This window comes from Streptomonospora sediminis (assembly GCF_054778995.1).
Genome location: NZ_BAAGYZ010000017.1, coordinates 83,231 through 102,046, shown reverse-complemented (window position 1 = coordinate 102,046; position 18,816 = coordinate 83,231). Strand labels below are relative to the sequence as shown.

The 18,816-nt window shown below is 72.1% G+C and carries 16 protein-coding genes; 8 read left to right on the top strand and 8 right to left on the bottom strand.

The genetic code is table 11. From position 1 onward, the window contains the following. Positions 1-490: PH domain-containing protein (locus ACYVD5_RS05045; RefSeq protein WP_460999714.1), on the top strand; the 490-nt coding region annotated here is incomplete at its 5' end. A 55-nt stretch (positions 491-545) separates the two neighbouring features. Here the strand turns inward: ACYVD5_RS05045 and ACYVD5_RS05040 are convergent. Beyond that, positions 546-914: an STAS domain-containing protein gene (locus ACYVD5_RS05040; protein ID WP_460999713.1), complete on the bottom strand. Its 369-nt coding sequence runs from the start codon at positions 912-914 to the stop codon at positions 546-548. 614 nt (positions 915-1,528) lie between these two features. Here ACYVD5_RS05040 and ACYVD5_RS05035 point away from each other — a divergent pair. The 3 genes from ACYVD5_RS05035 to ACYVD5_RS05025 all read left to right on the top strand — a co-directional run bounded on the left by ACYVD5_RS05035 (position 1,529) and on the right by ACYVD5_RS05025 (position 7,589). Then, on the top strand, positions 1,529-2,419 hold the full coding sequence (locus tag ACYVD5_RS05035) for a sigma-70 family RNA polymerase sigma factor (protein ID WP_460999712.1): 891 nt from the start codon (positions 1,529-1,531) through the stop codon (positions 2,417-2,419). Positions 2,420-4,173: 1,754 nt separating this feature from the next. Next, positions 4,174-6,201 (top strand): DUF6807 family protein, encoded by a 2,028-nt coding sequence (locus tag ACYVD5_RS05030; protein ID WP_460999711.1) that lies wholly within the window; start codon positions 4,174-4,176, stop codon positions 6,199-6,201. Positions 6,202-6,551: 350 nt separating this feature from the next. Further along, on the top strand, positions 6,552-7,589 hold the full coding sequence (locus tag ACYVD5_RS05025; RefSeq protein ID WP_460999710.1) for a LacI family DNA-binding transcriptional regulator: 1,038 nt from the start codon (positions 6,552-6,554) through the stop codon (positions 7,587-7,589). 61 nt (positions 7,590-7,650) lie between these two features. Here the strand turns inward: ACYVD5_RS05025 and ACYVD5_RS05020 are convergent, their stop codons facing one another. The 4 genes from ACYVD5_RS05020 to ACYVD5_RS05005 form a co-directional block, all read right to left on the bottom strand. Continuing rightward, positions 7,651-8,562: a sugar phosphate isomerase/epimerase family protein gene (locus ACYVD5_RS05020; protein ID WP_460999709.1), complete on the bottom strand. Its 912-nt coding sequence runs from the start codon at positions 8,560-8,562 to the stop codon at positions 7,651-7,653. Then, the gene (locus ACYVD5_RS05015; protein WP_460999708.1) at positions 8,562-9,728 is read right to left on the bottom strand and encodes a dihydrodipicolinate synthase family protein; all 1,167 of its coding nucleotides are present in this window, start codon (positions 9,726-9,728) and stop codon (positions 8,562-8,564) included. Before ACYVD5_RS05015 ends, ACYVD5_RS05020 begins: the two co-directional genes overlap by 1 nt. Beyond that, positions 9,725-10,882, bottom strand: a complete 1,158-nt coding sequence (locus ACYVD5_RS05010) for a Gfo/Idh/MocA family protein (protein WP_460999707.1) — start codon at positions 10,880-10,882, stop codon at positions 9,725-9,727. The genes ACYVD5_RS05015 and ACYVD5_RS05010 overlap by 4 nt, the downstream gene beginning before the upstream one ends. Before the next feature lie 274 nt (positions 10,883-11,156). Then, complete coding sequence (locus ACYVD5_RS05005; protein ID WP_460999706.1) at positions 11,157-11,597, bottom strand: Rv3235 family protein; 441 nt, start codon at positions 11,595-11,597, stop codon at positions 11,157-11,159. Positions 11,598-11,810: 213 nt separating this feature from the next. Here ACYVD5_RS05005 and ACYVD5_RS05000 point away from each other — a divergent pair, with 213 nt between their 5' ends. Then, the gene (locus ACYVD5_RS05000) at positions 11,811-12,617 is read left to right on the top strand and encodes a glycerophosphodiester phosphodiesterase (protein ID WP_460999705.1); all 807 of its coding nucleotides are present in this window, start codon (positions 11,811-11,813) and stop codon (positions 12,615-12,617) included. 77 nt (positions 12,618-12,694) lie between these two features. Then, positions 12,695-14,101, top strand: coding sequence for an MFS transporter (locus tag ACYVD5_RS04995; RefSeq protein ID WP_460999704.1), 1,407 nt, complete (start codon positions 12,695-12,697; stop codon positions 14,099-14,101). Positions 14,102-14,203: 102 nt separating this feature from the next. Here ACYVD5_RS04995 and ACYVD5_RS04990 read toward each other — a convergent pair whose 3' ends face one another. Further along, a complete protein-coding gene (locus ACYVD5_RS04990; RefSeq protein WP_460999703.1) occupies positions 14,204-15,646 on the bottom strand; it encodes an aminopeptidase in 1,443 nt (480 codons plus the stop codon). A 280-nt stretch (positions 15,647-15,926) separates the two neighbouring features. On the opposite strand from ACYVD5_RS04990, the gene ACYVD5_RS04985 reads away from it, so the two are divergent. Both ACYVD5_RS04985 and ACYVD5_RS04980 read left to right on the top strand, forming a co-directional pair. Beyond that, on the top strand, positions 15,927-16,331 hold the full coding sequence (locus ACYVD5_RS04985; protein WP_460999702.1) for a nitroreductase family deazaflavin-dependent oxidoreductase: 405 nt from the start codon (positions 15,927-15,929) through the stop codon (positions 16,329-16,331). A 432-nt stretch (positions 16,332-16,763) separates the two neighbouring features. Further along, positions 16,764-17,147 carry an RNA polymerase-binding protein RbpA gene (locus ACYVD5_RS04980; RefSeq protein ID WP_460999701.1) on the top strand — a complete coding sequence of 128 codons (384 nt, stop codon included), beginning with the start codon at positions 16,764-16,766 and terminating at the stop codon, positions 17,145-17,147. Positions 17,148-17,310: 163 nt separating this feature from the next. Here the strand turns inward: ACYVD5_RS04980 and ACYVD5_RS04975 are convergent, their stop codons facing one another. Both ACYVD5_RS04975 and ACYVD5_RS04970 read right to left on the bottom strand, forming a co-directional pair. Beyond that, positions 17,311-18,102 (bottom strand): HAD-IIA family hydrolase, encoded by a 792-nt coding sequence (locus tag ACYVD5_RS04975; protein WP_460999719.1) that lies wholly within the window; start codon positions 18,100-18,102, stop codon positions 17,311-17,313. 162 nt (positions 18,103-18,264) lie between these two features. Further along, the gene (locus ACYVD5_RS04970) at positions 18,265-18,789 is read right to left on the bottom strand and encodes a hypothetical protein (RefSeq protein ID WP_460999700.1); all 525 of its coding nucleotides are present in this window, start codon (positions 18,787-18,789) and stop codon (positions 18,265-18,267) included. Between the last annotated feature and the right edge of the window lie 27 nt (positions 18,790-18,816).

Sequence of the window (18,816 nt, the reverse complement as noted above, 5' to 3'; positions counted from 1 at the left end):
GGCCGCAGGCGCCGCCGCGGCTGCGTCGGCGATGCTGCCGCGGGCCGCCGGACCTGGGCTGGGCGCCCTCCTGCCCGGGGTTCCGGCGGACGGGCTGCCGCCGGCGCAGGAGTGGGCGGCGGTGGGGACCTGGGGGCCGGCCGCTGCTGCGGGCGCGCTCGCGGGGGCGCTGCTGCTCGTGCCCTGGGCACTCGGCTCCTACCGCGGGCTCGGGTACGCGCTCCTGTCCGGAGCGCCGGGCTACCTCGTCACCCGCAAGGGGATGCTGGCCCGCTCGACGGTTGCGCTGCGGCGCGACGGGATCATCGGCTGGCGGATCTCCCGCTCGCCGTTCCAGCGGTGGCAAGGGCTGGCGACCGTGGCCGCGACCACATCAGGGGGCGCCGGCCGCTATGCCGCCGTGGACATGGAGCTCGGCGCAGGGCTGCGGCTCGCGGACGAGGCCGTGCCCGAACTGCTCGACCAGTTCCTGGTTCCGGCGCGGGCGTGACAGGCGCCGGCGAAGAATGACATGCCGGGTGGTACCGCTACCGGCGGCACCGGTATCAGCGGCGGAGGGCCGAGTCTGCGTTGAAGGGCACCTCCGACGGGGGAAGGACGGTGAAACAGCAGGCCAGGTCCAACACGTCGAGGGTACGGACGACGGCGGCCGAGGGCGCTCCCAGCACCACTCGCACGCCGCGGGAGGTCAGGCGGCGGCGTACCGCCATCAGGGCGCGGACGCCGCTCGCGTCAAAGAAGTCGACCTCGGACAGGTCGGCGATCAGAACCGCGCAGCCGGGCTGCCCGGCCGCCGCCAGCATCCGGTCGCGCATGTCGTCGGCCGTGGCGATGTCGATCTCGCCCCGGACCGCGACGACCGCGGTTTCCCCGTGTTCGAACCGCAGGCTGTTCGCTCGGGCATCTCCGGGCACACCGTGCCGCCTCTCACTCGCCTTATCCGGACCCCTCCCCCCGAGGCATGATCGTATCGGGTTCGCGGCGCTTGCGCCCGCCCCATCCGCGTGAATCCTCCGATCCGCGGATGAATCCAAGGCGTCGGACCGCGCATGGGCGGAACACGCGAGGATTTCGGCGGGACACACCTTCGGAGAACAGGCGCGTGTTCGGCGGGAGGCGGGGCGGGGCGGGCCGGCTGCTGTGGGGCGGGTCCCCGGAGAGTAGGGGTGCTGTCGCTGCCGTTGGGCGGTTACCCATCCACGTCCAAGCGGTTGCCGACCGGTCGCGGGCCGAGGATCGGCTAGGGGGCGGCGGCCGCTGGTGCTGGTCGATCGCCGGTCGGCCACCGGTGCTGATGGCCGGCCGCCGGCCGGTCCCCGACCGCCGGCGGGTCTCCCGCAGGGACCACCGACCGTCCTGTCACATCAGTGGGACTCCAGGGGTCAACAAGCCGGGCGCTACAGGCGCAGGCAGCACCCCAGACGAAGGGATTCGTGACCGCATGGGCAGCAGGGACGGTCGGAAGCACGGGGACACCAGCGACGGGGGCGATGTGAACCGTGGGGACGGCAGGGACGGCGGTGGCAGTATGGACGAGCGCAGCTGGCTGATGGAGCGCTTCACGGCCGACCGGCAGCGGTTGCGCGCGGTGGCCTTCCGGATGCTCGGGTCCCAGAGCGAGGCCGACGACGCCGTCCAAGAGGCCTGGCTGCGACTCAACCGCGCCGACACCACCGGCATCGAGAACCCCGGCGGGTGGCTGACAACCGTGGTGGCGCGGGTGTGCCTGAACATGCTCCGCACCCGCAATGCGCGGCGCGAGAATCCGCTGGACGACCTGGCGGCCGACAGCGGAGTCCGGAAAGAAGAGGCCGCCGGCCCCGAGCAGGAGGCGCTACTGGCCGATTCGGTCGGATTGGCGTTGCTGGTGGTCCTCGACACCCTCGCCCCGGCCGAGCGGCTCGCCTTCGTGCTACACGACATGTTCGCCGTGCCCTTCGACGAGATCGGCCCCATGATCGACCGCTCCCCCGCAGCCGCCAGGCAACTCGCCAGCCGCGCCCGCCGCCGCGTTCGCGACGGGGCCGAGCCGCCGAGGTCCGATCTGGCGCGCCAGCGGCGCGTCGTCGAGGCGTTCCTGGCCGCGGCACGCGACGGAGACTTCGATGCGCTAGTCTCAGTGCTCGATCCCAACGTGGTCCTGCGAGCCGACGCCGAAGCCGGCCCGACCCCCGCCCCCTTCACGCTCAACGGCGCGCGCAACGTCGCCAAGGGCGCAAGCGCCGCCGCAGCGCGGGCACGCTACACCGAGCCGGGCCTGGTCAACGGCACGGTCGGCCTAGTGGTGGCACCCCGCGGACGGCTCGCCCTCGCTCTCGCGTTCACGATCGCGGATACGGAGGACAAGATCACCGGCATCGACATCATCGCGGCACCCGACCGCCTCGCCGACCTGGACATCGCCGCCCTCGGCACCTAGTGATGCGGCGCGGTGTGGCACCTGGTCGGGGCGGTGGTCGGTTAGCCGGTGGTCGGTCCCGCCCGGCGAGCACCGCGACGCCCGCCCTACGGTGGCGCGGTGGATCGGACGGTCACCGGGACAGCACGCAGACGGGACAGCACGCAGACGGTGCGGCGGCTGCAGCGGGGTGGTGGCAATGGACTGCGGTGCCGGCGACGGTCGGCTGTGCGGCCTTGTGATCTGCCGGGCGACACGCGGTCTACAGCAGGGCAACGACGGCAACGGCCCACTGAGCGGCCTTGTGGTCAGCCGAGCGACACGCGGTCTACAGCAGGGCAACGACGGCAACGGCCCACTGAGCGGCCTTGTGGTCAGCCGAGCGACACGCGGTCTGCAGTGAAAAGCGGCACCAAGGGCGGTGGAGGGCTCGGCCGAGCGTGGAGGGGCGCCCGTTATGTCGGGTTTATTAGGAACCCAGGAGCGACAGGCAGGCACCCCACGAGGGTTATGCCTCACTCCTGTAAATGGCCGGATTGCGCTCTGAATCGAGCAGAGCAATGGCGCCCGCGCGCCAACGCGACTACAGCGGCCGCCGAGGCACAGCGGGCGTGGACGATCACCGGAACCGCAACCCTCGGAAGCCCTCAGCGGGACAGCGACGCCAACACAGGGCAGGACGACTACCACCGACCCCACCGCAGACGCGTGCCCCCGACCACCGCCCCCCGCTCCGGCATGGCCGCCAACCCGATGGCGCGTTGCCGGAGATGGGGCAACGGGGCAAAACCGGTCGCTCGACCGGCGACGCCCCCGGCCTGAGATCGACAGCGCGCACTGGCGCCCCTCAGCCCCAGCCGATACACCCCTCCCAGCGAGGAGAATTGCCGGGTTTGACCTGATTCATCACAGCGGACACCCTGCTCGCACGGACACCGGAAGCACGAACCCCGCCGAAATAACTCCCGGAGGCCTTCCGAACCGTCACTGGCCCGGTCTCGTGGCACCACACCCCCGTGATGGGGCACAAAGATCCGGCAATCCAGACAAAACGCGCCGCATTTCTTTCGCATGACGGAAGAACGCGGCGAGATCCGCCAATACCCGCCCCGCGGAACACACTGGCCTGGCCTCGTTAGCCGCAGGCACCCAACCCGCCTGCGTTTTGCCCGAATAGTCCACTGCCATCCAGCCACCTACCCCGTTGTCCCGACCAAGGAGTGGCGACAGTGCAGAAATGCCCAAATCTAGCGATGTTTTTGGGCACTTATGCACTGTCGTTGCGCCAGGCAAGGCGCTGGCGGTGCCTTGGCCCTTTGGATCCCGCTGCCGATTCGGCAGGGCGCCACCCGGCGGGCGGCCGACCGCCGGGTGGCGCCCCGTCTGACGCCCCACCACCAACCCGCCTCACCGCTGACCCGCCGCCCCAACCCACCGCCGACCTCGGTGCCGCCTTTCACCACAGAGACCCCGACACCCGGCCGACCACAAGGCCGCACAGCAAACCCTTGCCGCCCCATCCGGAACCCCACCCTCGCCCGCCGTATCGACAACCAACCACCTCACCCCCATGACTGAAAGGGGACGACTACGACGGCTATTGGCGGCATTTGGCGTGTTCGGTGGCTTTTGCCGACGTTGACACCGCGGATGGAGCTACCTAAATTGGCTTGGCAAGCGCTTTCCACCCTTCCTTTCCCGCCCTGCTCCTGCTCCGCACCCGTCCGCCCGCACACACCCCCTCCTCCCAGCCCTCCAGCCCCAAGGCAGGTTCCATGCACGAAACCCCCGTTCCGGTCGTACTCGCCGGCGCCCACGGGCATGGGCGCTCGCATCTGCGCAAGTTGCGGATACTCGCCGAAGAAGGACTGGTCAGGCTGGTCGGGGTGTGCGACCGGGTGCCGCTGCCTGCGGAGGAACTGGCGGCGCATCCGGGGGTGGAACAGGACGGCGACCTCGGTGCGCTGCTGCGGCGTACCGGTGCGGTGGTAACGGTGCTGTGCACGCCGATCCATACCCATCTTCCGCTGGCGCGCACGGCGCTGGAGCACGGCTCCCATCTGCTGCTCGAGAAACCGCCGACGGCGACCGCCACCGAGTTCAGCGCGCTCCGGGAGGCGGTCGATGCCTCCGGCCTGGCCTGCCAGATCGGGTTCCAGAGTCTGGGTTCTGCGGCGATCGACGCGGTGCGCTCGATGATCGCCGACGGTGCCATCGGCACTGTGCGCGGCATCGCTGGTGCCGGGACGTGGGTGCGTTCCTCTGCCTACTACGCGCGCGCCGAGTGGGCGGGGCGGCGCAGTCTCGGCGGTCTGGACGTTGTGGACGGGGTGCTTACCAACCCCCTTGCCCACGCAGTGGCGACCGCGCTCGCCGTCGCCAGCGCCCAGCGCGGGGTCGCAGGCGGGATCGAGCTCGAACTCTTCCGCGCACACGAGATCGAAAGCGACGACACCTCGTGCGTGCGCGTGCACGCTCCCGACGGCACGCCGATCAGTGTCGCGGCCACGCTGTGCGCGGCCACCGCCCGGCCGCCGCGCCTGGTCGTCCACGGCGACGCCGGCCGGATCACGCTGTTCTACACGTTCGACGAGGTGCGTTTGGAACGCCCCGACAGCGAACCGGAGGTCAGCGTCCACCCGCGCACCGAGCTGCTGCGCAACCTGGTCGCCCACGTGCGCGGCAAGGCACCGCTGGCGGTGCCGCCCGAGGAGACCGCCGGGTTCATGGCGGTCCTGGACGCGGTGCGCCGCGCGCCCGCCCCCGTGCCGATCCCCGCGGATCTGCAGCGCATCACCGACGACGGCGGCGCCCTCCACCGGGTGGTCGAGGGGGTGGACGACCTGGTCGCGCTGAGCGCCGAGCGGGTGGCGCTGTTCTCCGAACTGGCGGCGCCCTGGGCGGCCCGGCGGACCGAGGATGTGCGGCTGCGCTGCGGGGGCGGCGTTGTCGCCGAGTGGGCCGACGGCACCGGCGTCGAGCCGCACCTGTCGCCGCGCCCCTACCTGCACCCGGTACGTACTCGGGCGGGCACCATCGTCACCGAGATCCGTCCCGACGACCACCTGCACCATCTGGGTGTGGGGGTGGCCGTCCCCGATGTCAACGGCAGCAGCTTCTGGGGCGGCACGACCTTTGTCCGCGACCGCGGACCGGTGCTGCTGGACGACCACGGCCGCCAGGAGCACCGGGGTTGGGAATCGGTCGGGGACAACCGGCTGGTGGAGCGGCTGGCGTGGGTGGGGCGCGACGGAGGCGAGCTGCTCAGCGAGGTCCGCGAAACCGCCGCCTGGGAGGTGGACGAGCGGATGTGGGCGCTGGACCTGCGCACTCGGTTGCTCGCGGGTGATTGCGACCTGGAGATGAACAGCCCCGCCACCAAGGGCCGCCCGGGTGCCGGCTACGGCGGGTTCTTCTGGCGTGCGCCCAAGCATGCGCGCCCGCCCCGGGTGCTCGGTCCAGGCGCCGAGGGCGAGGAAGCGCTGCACGAGTCGTGCGCCCCCTGGGTGGCGCTGCAGGGCGGGGCCGACTCCGGCGGCGCGCCGTGGACCCTGGTCTTTGCGGCCGCGGGCGCGGTGGCCGATCCGTGGTTCGTGCGCGCCGGGGAGTATCCGGGCGTGGGCGGTTCGCTGGCGTGGCGCCGGCCGCTGCGCGTCTCGGCGCACACCGCGGTCGAACGGCGCGTGATCACCCTGGTCGCCGACGGCCACCCCGCACCCGCCGACCTGGCCGCCCGGGTGGAGTCCGCCCGCGCCCGGCTCGGCGCGCCGGAGCCGGAGCGCTACTCCGCGGCCGACGGCTGACGCGCCCGCCGAGGTGCGCTGTTCGGCGCTGCGGCGGTGCGCGAGCGGTTAGGCTGGCGCCCGCACCGGGTCCGGTGCACACACGACCGGTGGAATCGGCTTCCCGGGTTCCCGCGGGGGCCGTGCAGGCGGTGCAGGCCGCACGCACCGCTTCGGGGCGCGGGCCCGCACACCTGCCGCGCTGCGCGGTCCCGGTCGCTCAGCGTGTCGGGTATCACCGGTCGGCGGCGGGGTTCCGGCTGGTGAGCGCGTTCGCACCAACCTATGATCGACTTGCGGAAAGTGTTTTCCCGGATCGGCGCCCTCCCGGGCGGGCGTTCTCTTAAAGATACGGCGCGGAAGGTGGGGCCGTGGGCAACGGTTACGTGACATTGGAACAGGTCGCCCGGCACGCCGGGGTCTCGTTGGCCACCGCCTCACGAGTCCTCAACGGCAGCACGCGGCAGGTCGGCCGGACGCTGCACGAGCGGGTCACCGCCAGCGCCCATGAACTGGGCTACCTCGCCAACGCGTCGGCGCAGACGCTCGCCCGCAACACCAGCTCCCTGGTCGGGTTGATCGTGCACGACATCGCCGACCCCTACTTCTCCAGCATCGCCTCCGGTGTCACCCGCGCCGCCGAGGACGAAGGGCTGGTGGTGGTGCTGGGCACCACCGGACGCACGCCCCAGCGGGAGATGGAGCTGCTGGCCACGCTGCGCTCGCACCGCGCCCGCGCGGTCGTGCTGGCGGGCAGCCGCACCGTCGAGGACGAGACCACCCGGCGGCTGGCCGACGAGATCGCCGCTTTCACCGCGCGCGGCGGGCGCCTGGCCTGCGTGTCGCAGGAGGGCCTGCCCGCTGACACCATCGTGCCCAGCAACCGCGACGGCGCCGCCGAACTCGCCCGGCACCTGATCGGCCTGGGGCACCGACGATTTGCGATCCTGGCCGGGCCGACGAACCTGCGCACCGCCCGCGACCGCCTCGACGGGTTCCACGCGGCGCTGTCGGGGGCCGGTATCGAGCTGGACCCGCGCAACGTGGTGCACGGCGCCTTCACCCGCGACGGCGGCTACGAGTCCACCCGCCGCCTGCTGGCGGCCGAGACCGACGCCACGTGCCTGTTCGGTGTCAACGACGTCATGGCCACCGGCGCCGTCGCTGCCCTGCGCGACTCCGGGCTGGGGGTACCGGAGGACCTGTCGGTGGCCGGCTTCGACGACATCCCGACCCTGCGCGACCTCACACCCGGTCTGACCACCGTGCGCCTGCCGCTGGAGTGGATGGGCGAGGAGGCCGCGCGCCTGGCCCTGAACATGGACGAGGGCATCGAGCCGCGCGTCGTGCCGGTCTCGGGCGAGGTCGTCGTCCGCGCGAGCACCGCTCCGCCGACCCGGGCCGGCTGACCGCAGGGACCACCGGCCCGGTCCGGCCGGTGCGGCACCGGCCGGACCGCTTCAGCCCGGTTCAGGCCAGGTAGCGGACGTGGCGGCGGGCGAGGGTGGCCAGTACGGCGTCGGGATCGGCGGCCCACACGTCGGCGTTGAAGATCTCGACCTCGATGTCGCCGGTGTAGCCCGCGGCGTCCACGGCCCGGTGCAGGTCCGGGATGTCGGCGTGGCCGTCGCCGACCATGCCGCGCCCCAGCAGCGGGTCGGCGGGCAGCGGCAGCACCCAATCGCACACCTGGAAGGAAGCGATGCGCCCGCCCGCGCCGGCGCGGGCGATGTCGGCGTGGACGCGGGGATCCCACCACACGTGGTAGGTGTCGACCACGGCGCTGACCTGGCCCGCGGGGAACCGCTCGGCGATGTCGAGCGCTTGGCCCAGGGTGGCCAGCACCGACCGGTCGGCGCAGAACAGCGGGTGCAGCGCCTCCAGGGCCAGGCTCACACCGCGCTCGGCGGCGTAGGGCGCCAGCTCGGCGATCCCCTCGGCCATGCGCTCGCGGGCACCGACAAGGTCGCGGTCGCCTTCGGGCAGCCCGCCGACCACCATCACCAGGCACGGTGCCGCCAGTTCGGCGGCCTCGTCGATGGCGCGGCGGTTGTCGTCCAGCGCGGCGGCATTGTCGTGGCCGGTCAAAAAGCCGCCGCGGCAGTAGGAGGACACCCGCAGACCCGCCTCGCGCAGCAGGCGCGCCGATCGGGCGATTCCGGTCTCGGCCGCGTGTTCGCGCCACACTCCGATGGCGCCGATGCCGGCACGCAGGCAGCCTTGGACGGCCTCGGGCAGGCTCCACCCGTTGACGGTCTTCTGGTTGAGGGAGAGCCGGGCCAGCCGGGGGTCGCCGGGTTCGGGGGCGGCGCCCGCCGGCGCGCCGGAGGGGACGTCGAACTCTGTCGGCGCCCGGCCGTTGTGCGCTCCGGTGGCTGCCATCACCGCACCCCCGAGATCTCCAGCAGGGTGCGCATCCTGGTGACGGTCAGATCGGGGGCGGTGAGGACCCCGGCGGCGTCGGCCAGGCGCAGTGCCTCGGACAGGTGCACGAGGTCGCGGGCGCTGTGCAGGCCGCCGACCATGGTGAATCCGGGCTGATGCCCGTTGAGCCAGCTCAAGAACGCGATCCCGGTCTTGTAGTAGAAGGTGGGCGCCGCAAAGAGGTGGCGGGCCAGCGGAACGGTGGGTTCCAGCGCCGCCCGGTAGCCGGTGGTGTCGCCGGCGTCGAGTGCGCGCAGCGCCGCCGCTGCGGCGGGGGCGATGGCGGCGAAGACGCCGAGCAGCGCGTGGGAGTGGCCGCCGGCGCCGCCCTCGATCAGGTCGGGGTAGTTGAAGTCGTCGCCGGTGTAGAGCCGAACGCCGGCGGGCAGGCGCTCGCGCAGCCGGATCTCCAGTGCGGCGTCCAGCAGGGACACTTTGATGCCGTCGACGCGGGAGGCGTGTTCGGCGATGATGCCGGCCACGGTGTCGATCGCCTCGGCCGGGTCGCCGTGGCCCCAGTAGCCGGCCAGCGCCGGGTCGAACGCGGTACCAAGCCAGTGCAGGATGACCGGGGCGCGCACCTGCTCCAGCAGGCGGCCGTAGACCTCGGCGTAGTCGCCGGGCCCGCGGGCGGCGGCGGCCAGGTGGCGGCTGGCCATCAGCACGGGGGTGGCGCCGGCTCCCTCGACGGTTTCCAGCTGCTCGGTGTAGGCGGCGGCGACCTCTGCGAGGGTGGCGGCCTTGCCGGGTTCGAGGTGGTCGGTGCCTGCGCCGCAGCACAGCAAGGCGCCGCGGGCGGCGGCCTCGGCTGCGCTGCGGCGGACCAGTTCCGCGGTGGCCGGCCAGTCCAGTCCCATGCCGCGCTGCGCGGTGTCCATGGCGTCGGCCACGCCCAAGCCCAGGTCCCACAGGTGGTGGCGGAAGGCGAGGGTGGCGTCCCAGTCCAGTCGTGCGGGGGCGCCCATGGCGTTGCCGGCCAGCGGGTCGGCGACGACGTGGGCGGCGGCGTAGGCGGTGCGCGAGCGGGGCGGTGCCGCCTGGGCGGGGACGGGAGCGGGGGTGCGGGGGGTGAACCCGTGCAGCAGGCCGTCGGTGCCGGGAAGGTGCAGTTGCGGGCCGCTCACGGCAGCTCCACCTCCTCCAGCTCTACGCGGTGGCCCGCGGCCGCCGAACGCAGCCCGGCCTCGGCCAGCTGCAGCCCGCGGGCGCCGGAGACCAGGTCGTAGGGGAAGGGGGTTCCGGCGCATGCGTGGGAGAGGAACTGCTCCCACTGCGTGCGGAACCCGTTGTCGAAGTCGGCGTTGTCGGGGACTTCGGCCCACTGGTCGCGGTAGCCGCCGCGGTCGGCGGGCGCGTCGGGGTCCCAGACCGCGCGGGGCGTGGCGGCCCGGTGCTGGATGCGGCAGTCGCGCAGTCCGGCGACGGCGCTGCCCTCGGTGCCGTCGACCTGGAACTCGACCAGTTCGTCCCGGTCGACGCGCACGCACCACGAGGAGTTGATCTGGGCGATGGCGCCGCCCTCCAGTTCGAACACGCCATAGGCGGCGTCCTCGGCGGTGGCCGCGTAGGGGTTGCCGTCCTCGCCCCAGCGCCGTGCGATGTGGGTGGCGGTGGTGGCGGTGACCGCCCGGACGGGGGCGAAGAGCTGCTCCAGGATGTAGTGCCAGTGCGGGAACATGTCCAGGACGATGCCGCCGCCGTCCTCGGCGCGGTAGTTCCAGCTCGGCCGCTGGGGCTCCTGCCAGCCGCCTTCGAACACCCAGTAGCCGAACTCGCCGCGGATGGACAGGACCCGGCCGAAGAAGCCGCTGTCGACCAGCCGGCGCAGTTTGAGCAGGCCGGGTAGGAACAGTTTGTCCTGCACGACGCCGTTGCGCACGCCGGCGTCGCGGGCGAGCTTGGCGAGGTCCAGCGCCGCGCTGAGGGTGGAGGCGGTGGGTTTTTCGGTGTAGATGTGCTTGCCGGCGGCGATCGCCGAGCGCAGTGCCTCCTCGCGTGCGCTGGTGATCTGGGCGTCGAAGTAGACCTCGATACCGGGGTCGGACAGCACGGTGTCGAGGTCGGTGCTCCAGCGCTCGATACCGTGCTGTTCGGCGATGCGGCGGAGCTTGTCCGCGGATCTGCCCACGAGGACGGGCTCGGGTATGACCCGCGAGCCGTCGGGAAGCACGACTCCTCCGGCCTTTCTGATCGCCAGCACCGAGCGCGTCAAATGCTGTCGATAGCCCATGCGGCCGGTGACGCCGTTCATGGCGACGGCCAGCACCCGATCTTGCATGCGTCGTCCTATCACTCGACTGAGAAAGCGCTTTCCAACGTACTTTAACCTGCTTTCCGACGCCAGCGATGCGTTCACACCCTTTGGCGCGCCGGCTCCGCCGCCGGGACGGCGCCGCCCACCGCGGCGGACGGCGCCTCGGCATCGGTTTTCAGGCCTGTGACCTGGTTAATCTTATGGGAAGGCGCTTACCAAGCTAGTACGGGGGGATTCCCTGACCGCGTGGACCGGGTGGATCTGCGCGGCGCCCGCCGACCGGGCGGGCGACCGCCCCTCAGCGCCCCGCCCGGCACAGATCGGTCTCGATGTGGGTGCACAGCCAGGCGTGCTGGACGTAGGCGACGCGCAGTGCCAGGGCCCGGCAGCGCGCACCGCACTCGACCACCGCGCTGAGCTCGGCGATGTCGGCGGCCGGTGCGCTGAGCCGGGCGTTTCGCACCCGCGGTCGCTGGGCGCAGGCGTAGGCACCGGCCCGGCGGGCAAGAAGTTCGTAGGCCCGGCGCGACAGCAGCGGACGCACCTGGCGGGCCGGGCGTTCCCCCGCCAATACCTCGGCCAGGATCTGGGCGAATCGGCCGAGCTGTTCGGGGCTGCGCCGGTGCGGGTAGACAACGGCGCGCGGCCGGGCGGCGGGGGCGTGTGCGCTGCGGCGCACCGCCGTGCGAGTGCAGGAGGCGGGGTGGGCCTGCGGGATCGGGCTGTGGTGAGCGGCCAAGGACGCATCCCTTCACGAGGCGAGAGCGGATTGTGCGGGCGGCACGCCGCGGAAACCGGTGCTGCGGCGCCGTCCGCCACCTACTCAGAGCGGCCACCGCCCCGGCGATGCCACCTGGAATACCGGGTTCTTCGGCCAACGCGCCGCCCCCGCGCCGCCGGATGGGCGCTCCCGGCGTGCCCGGCCGCCCCCAAGACGGGCATACTGCTGGCTGTGAGTCATCGGTACCTCGACGCCCCCGCGCCCATCGCACTCGCCCACCGGGGAGGTTGGCGCACCGACGGCTCCGGCGCGCCCGATACCACCCTGGAGAACACCGCGGCCGCATTCCAGCACGCGGTCGACCTGGGCTACCGGTATCTGGAAACCGACGCGCACGCCACCAGCGACGGCGTGCTGCTGGCCTTCCACGACCCCACCCTGGACCGCGCAACCGACCGCAGCGGGCGCATCGCCGAGCTGCCCTACACCGAGGTGGCGGGCGCGCGCGTCGCCGGGCGCGAACCGATCCCGCTCCTGGAGGACCTGCTGGGATCCTGGCCGCAGGTGCGGTTGAACATCGACATCAAGAGCGACACGGCCGTGGCCCCGCTCATCCGCGCGCTGCGCCGTACCGGCGCCTGGGACCGGGTCTGCGTGGGCTCCTTCGACCAGCGGCGGCTGGACCAGGCCCGCAGGCTGTTCGACCGCCCGGTGGCGACCTCCTGCGGGCCGCACGAGGTCGCCCGCCTGCGGGCGGCGTCGCTATCGCCTGCGCTGCGGCCGCTGGCCCCGCGTGTACCGGCCTGCGCGCAGATCCCGCTGATCCACGGCCGCATACCCCTGGTCAGCCGCGACGTCATCGCCGCGGCCCACCGGCGCGGTATGCAGGTGCACGTGTGGACCATCAACGACACCGCCGTGATGGAGCGGCTGCTCGACGCCGGCGTCGACGGGATCGTCACCGACAACATCACAGGGCTGCGGCAGGTGCTGCTCCGGCGCGGCGCCTGGCACGGCACCGGCCCGCTGCACGGCTGAACCCTGCGGCTCCGCGCCGCCCGGCCCGCACCCGCAACCCGCCGCCCGTCCGATCGACCCACCCGACAAGGACCCCCATGGCGACCACTCCCCCGGCACCGCCGCCCGCCGGCGCGGCGCCCGCTACGCCGCCCGGCCTGCGCGGTGAGCGGCGCGCCTGGTACTTCTACGACTGGGCGAACTCGGTCTTCTTCACATCGGTCATCTCGGTGTTCTTCGGGCCGTATCTGACCACGCTGGCCGAGGAGGCCGCCGGAGCAGGCGGGCGGATCAGCGTACTGGGCTGGGCGATCGACCCCACCGCGCTCTACCCCTACGCCACCTCCCTTTCGGTACTGCTGCAACTGGTGGCGCTGCCTGCGATCGGCGCGATCGCCGACTACACCGGGCGCAAGCGCGAGCTCATGGGCGTACTGGCCTACCTCGGGGCCTTCGCCACCATGGGCCTGTACTTCGTCGACGGCGCCGACTACCTGCTGGGCGCCGGGTTGTTCGTGCTGGCCAACCTCGCCCTCGGCGCATCGGTGGTGGTCTACAACTCCTTCCTGCCCGACCTGGCGGGGCCCGACGAGCGCGACGCGGTGTCCTCGCGCGGGTGGGCGCTGGGCTACCTCGGCGGCGCCCTGCTGCTGAGCCTGCACCTGGTGCTCTATCTGCTGCACGAGAGCTTCGGCCTGGAGCAGGGCCATGCGGTGCGCATCGCGATGGCGTCGGCGGGGGTGTGGTGGGCGGTGTTCACCATCATCCCGCTGACGCGGCTGCGCAACCGCCACCGCGGCACCGTGCTGACCGGGACCCGCCCCCAGGAGCCGGGCCGGTCCACCGGCGCCCGCGCGGTGCTGGGCAGCTTCGGCCAGCTCTGGTACACGGTGCGCGGCCTGCGCGCCTACCCCCGGACGCTGGCGTTCCTGGTGGCCTACATCCTGTTCAACGACGGCATCCAGACGGTGATCGCGTTCTCGGCGACCTTTGCCGACCAGGCGCTGGGGCTGGGCCAGGAGGTGCAGATCGGCGCCATCCTGATGGTGCAGTTCGTGGCCTTCGGCGGCGCGCTGCTGGTGGGCGCGCTCGGGCGCCGGTTCGGCACCAAGCGGACCATCCTCGCCAGCCTGGTGGTGTGGACCGCGGTGGTGGGCGTGGCGCCGCTGCTGAGCGGGGGTTCGGCGGTGCAGTTCTTCATCCTGGCGTTCTTCATCGCCATTGTGCTGGGCGGCACCCAGGCGCTGTCGCGGTCGCTGTTCTCCCAGTTGATCCCCCGCGGCAAGGAGGCGGAGTACTTCGGCCTCTACGAGATCAGCGACAAGGGTTCGGCGTTTCTGGGGTCGCTGGCGATCGGGGTGGCGCTGGATGCGACCGGGGGCGACTACCGGCTGGCGATCCTGTCGCTGGTGGTGTTCTTCGTGCTCGGTTTCGCGGTGCTCGCGTTCCTCAGCGTCTCCCGCGGTGTCGCCGAGGCGGGCAACCCGGTGCCCGACCGCATCTGAGCCGCACCGCCCGCATCCCGTCCGCCCGCGCCCCACGGAGGCCGGGGCGGGCAGGGGCGGGGCGCCGGCTGCGCTCCGCCCCTGCGCTCACAGGGGCGCGGGTCAGCGGAACCCGCGCTCGAGTTTCTCGCGGCGCTCACCGGCGCTGTCGAGTCCGGGGACCCGCTCGGACAGGGTGGCGGCCTCGTCGTCCACACCGGCCCAGCGGCGCAGCGCCGCGGTGGCCGCGGAGCGGTCCTCTGGGGCCAGGGCGGCGATGTCGGCGCCATGGTTGGCTCCGGGGGCGACGAAGCGCATCGTGTCGCGCCGCTCGCTGCCGGCGCGGAAGTGCTCGGCGCCCCACGGGTCGTACTCGCCGTCCACGAACAGCATCTGCTCGGAGCGGTGGGTCACCCAGTGGTCGATGTCGGGCATCGCCCACCGGTCGAAGCGGGGCACGTCCATCTCATCGGGCAGGTAGCTGCGCGCCTGGAACAGCCCGGGGTGGTTCAGCAGGCCGCGCAGGTGCCGGGTGGGCACGCTGGGGGTGCCCAGCTGGGTTGCCGACTGGAAGTAGTAGGGGATGTAGGGGAAGGTGCCCTGGTCGGTGTAGAAGTCGAACCCGGCGACCTCGTCCAGGAACGCCGCGATCTCTGCGGTGGAGGCGTCGGGAGCGGGTATCCCTGCGCAGGCTTCGGGGGTGGGCTGGTACTGCCAGAACGCCCAGGGGGTGTCCAGTACCAGGATCTCCAGTGCCCGGTCGACGCTGCCGAGGGTGCGGTCGAAGGTCCATTCGTTCTGCTCGGCGAGCTTGCTGTAGTGGTCGGTGAACTCGCCTCGCCGCTCCAACACGCCCCGCTGGAGCGCCTCCAGGTCGTCCTGGCACTGCGGGTCGTCGCCCACGGTGCGGAAGAACCTGCGGTAGGCGTGGTCCTCGCCGTCGACCACGTCGTTGGGTGCGACGTAGGCGACGGTGCCGTCGAGGTCGCCGGGGTAGAAGCGGCGGTGGTAGACCGAGGTCATCCCGCCTTTGGAGGCTCCGGTGGAGATCCACTCCTGTGTGTAGATGTCGTTGAGGGCTTCGACGATGCGGTGGTGGTCGGCGGCGCCCTGGCGGATGTCCAGGTCGCCCCAGTCGGCCGGGTCGGGCCGCGACGGCTTGAAGAACCGCTGCTCGGTCGAGATCTGGTTGCCGTCGATCATGCGGGTGGGCTCGCTGCGGAACGCTTGGGTGCTGACCCCGTAGCCGCTGGTGTGCAGCACGGTGGGCCGGTCGAACCCGCGGTGCAGCAGGGTCAGCCGCTGCTCGAAACTCTGGCCTTGGGGGTCGTCGTGGTCTGCGGGCTGCTCGTAGCCGAGCACGAAGAAACGGAAGCCGGGTTCGGTCTCGGTCTCCTCGATGATGCGCAGACCGGGGATCGCCTCCAGCCGGTCGGTGATGCGGGCGGTGCCGGGGGCGGGCTCCGCGTTCACCGGGGCCGTTGTGATCAGCAGGGCGGCCGCGGTCAGCAGCGCTCCGGCAGCGCCGCGCCAGGTCACCGCGGAACGTGGTCTTCGGGGGATCACCTGTGCTACCTCCTCGGGGGGCGTATTCCGCCCTTTGGCCGGCGCCGCGGGGCGGATGGTGCGACTGACCGATCATTCGGGGCGGCGCAGGCATAGTCAAGGCATTCAAGGCATTGCGCCATGTCCGGCGCCCCGCTAACGGTTCTCCTGGTGCCTGCGGGGCGCCGCGGCGGGTGCGGCGGTGCAGGCGGGTAAGCTGCGGCGCCGGATGATAGGCGGTCGGAACCGTCCGGGCCCGCCGGGGCGGGCGGTCCGGCCGGAATCGGAGAAGGGGAATCCAGTGCTGTTCGGCGACGAGCACGTGGAGCGCTACCGGGCGACCGGCGGCGAAGAGGGCCACGATTGGCAGGGCACAACGACGCTGATCTTGACGACGACGGGACGCAAGTCGGGTCAGCAGCGCAGCACGCCGCTCATCTACCGCACCGACGGCGACGCCTACGCGGTGGTCGCCTCCAATGGCGGCGCTCCCGACCACCCGCAGTGGTACAAGAACCTGCAGGCCGATCCTGAGGTGGATGTGCAGGTCAAGGCCGACCGGTTCCGTGCGCGGGCGCGCACCGCAACCCCGGGCGAGAAGGGCCGGCTGTGGCCGGGGTTGGCCGCAACATGGCCGCAGTACGACGAGTACCAGGCCCGCACCGACCGCGACATCCCGGTGGTGCTGCTGGAGCCCGTCGATTGAGTCGCGCTCCGGGCTCCCGCTCCGGGCGCCCGGATCCGCGCGGCCGTTCCGGGAACCACCCCGGTCCCGGAACGGCCGCGGGTACGCTTGCCGCAACTGCAGGCGGCGCGCAGGAATCCGCAGGCCGTGCGGATTGTTTCGCGTGATGGCCGGCCATGTGTCGGCGATGCAGGATCCGTGCCGCGGCGGGCGTTGGATGCGCCGCGGAAGGTAAAGATTCCGTCAAGTCCACCCGCATCGGCGCCGGGCGCGATCGGGCTGTGTGCGCAGTGTTGCGCGCCTGTGTCCTGCGCCGACTACCGTTCAGCGGGCCCTGGTCACTGCCGACCGGGCATTATCGCACGGTTGGACCACCCACGTGCGGGGAATCTTGACACGGAACGACGTGTTAGACCCATGTATACCGCAAGAGCGCCTGGAGGCACGCAACCGATGGCCGAGCGAGCACTTCGCGGCACACGACTCGGGGCGACCAGCTACGAGAACGACCGCAACACCGACCTGGCACCGCGCCAAGAGGTCACCTACGACTGCCCTCGGGGCCATCGCTTCTCCGTCACATTCGCGACCGAGGCCGACGTCCCCACCAACTGGGAATGCCGCTACTGCGGCGACACCGCGCTGATGGTCGACGGCAACGGTCCGCAGGAGAAGAAGGCCAAGCCTGCGCGCACCCACTGGGACATGCTCCTGGAACGCCGCAGCATGGAGGATCTCGAAGAGGTCCTCGCCGAGCGGCTGGAGCTGCTCCGGTCACGGCGCAGGGAAGAGCAGGAGCACATGCAGGCGATGGCCGCGGAGCGGCGCAGCGCCTGAACACGGGCGGGCACGCGCAAAGGGGCGGCGGCGGGGAGGGCCAACCGCCCCTTCGCTGTTTCGGGGGGTCCTTTGGTCTTCGGGGCCCTGCCCTTTTGCACGGCACCGTTTCCGCACGCCGGGCCCTGCGGGGCCCGTGCCCGTGCCGATACGCCGCCTACCCTCAGATCCGTTTGGCCTCCTCGGGCATCAGCCCGTCGAACGGGTCCAGGGTGCGACCCACCAAGTCGGCCACCGAGTCCAGCACCTTGGTCGGACGGTAGGGGAACAGTTCGGCGGTTTCGCGCCCGGAGATCCCCGATAGCACCAGCAGTGTCTGCAGCCCGGCCTCAAGGCCCGACCGCACATCGGTGTCCATGCGGTCACCGATCATCACGGTGTTCTCGGAGTGCGCACCCAGCGCCCGCAGCGCCGAACGCATCATCAGCGGGTTGGGCTTGCCCACGTAGTACGGCGCGCGTCCGGTGGCGCGTTCGATCAGGGCGGCCACCGCACCGGTGGCCGGCAGCGACCCCTCGCGGCTGGGCCCCTTCTCATCGGGGTTGGTGGCGATGAACCGGGCGCCGCTCTCGACCAGCCGGATCGCGCGGGTTATCGCCTCGAAGCTGTAGGTGCGGGTCTCGCCCAGCACCACATAGTCGGGATCGCGGTCGGTGAGCACGTAGCCGATGCTGTGCAACGCGGTGGTCAGCCCCGACTCCCCCACCACGTAGGCCGACCCGCCGGGCCGCTGCTCCTTGAGGAACCGCGCGGTGGCCAGCGCGGAGGTCCAAATGGACTCCTCGGGGATGTCCAGTCCGCTGCGCTTGAGCCGGGCGCGCAGGTCGCGGGGCGTGTAGATGGAGTTGTTCGTCAGCACCATGTAACCGATGCCGGTTTCGCGCAGCTCGGAGACGAACACGTCGGCGCCGGGGATCAGGTGCTCCTCGCGCACCAGCACCCCGTCCATGTCCATAAGGTAGTTCCACGGCTTTTCGTCGTTCACGCCGCCACACTATCTGTTGCCCCCTACCCCGGTCGGGGCCGTGGTCCCGGCACCCGGTGCCGCCTGAATGGTGCGGCCTGCGGCACCCGCACGCCTGCTGCCGCAGCACGCCGGCACGCGCCCGGCCGCCCCTCACGGACCCGCTGCCCGCTGTCCCGCCTCAGCCGAGGCGCCGGGTGTCCGGTGCGGCGTGTCGAGCAGGTGGCCGTAGGCGTGTTCGAGGTAGGCCCGCTCGTGTTCGTCGTCGCAGGCGCGGGAGTCGGCGGCCCAGGGCACCGGGCACGGGCTCTGGTGGAGCGGATCGGGGCACAGCAGGCCGCAGAGGGCCTCGTGGACGGCCTCGGGCTTGTCGGTGACCACGCCGATGCGCACCTGGGCGGTGCTGCGCCCTTCGGGGGTGCGGCCGGGATGCTCGTAGCCCCACTGCTGCGGAAGTTCGTCGTAGAGCAGGGCGACGGTGAGCGAGGGCTCGTCGTCGGCGGCGCCATCGCGGGGCCATGCCCGCTCGCCGGCCTCGGCGACCGAGACCGCCCAGCTGCGCTGCGGCGGCCCCAGGTATCCGGCGAGCAGTTCGCGGGCCCGGCCGACGAAGTCCTGCACCGTGTCAGGCGTGGCGAACACGCCGACTCTCAGCTCGTACAGGTCCGCCAGCGCCAACCGTTCCCCCGGATATCCCTATATCCC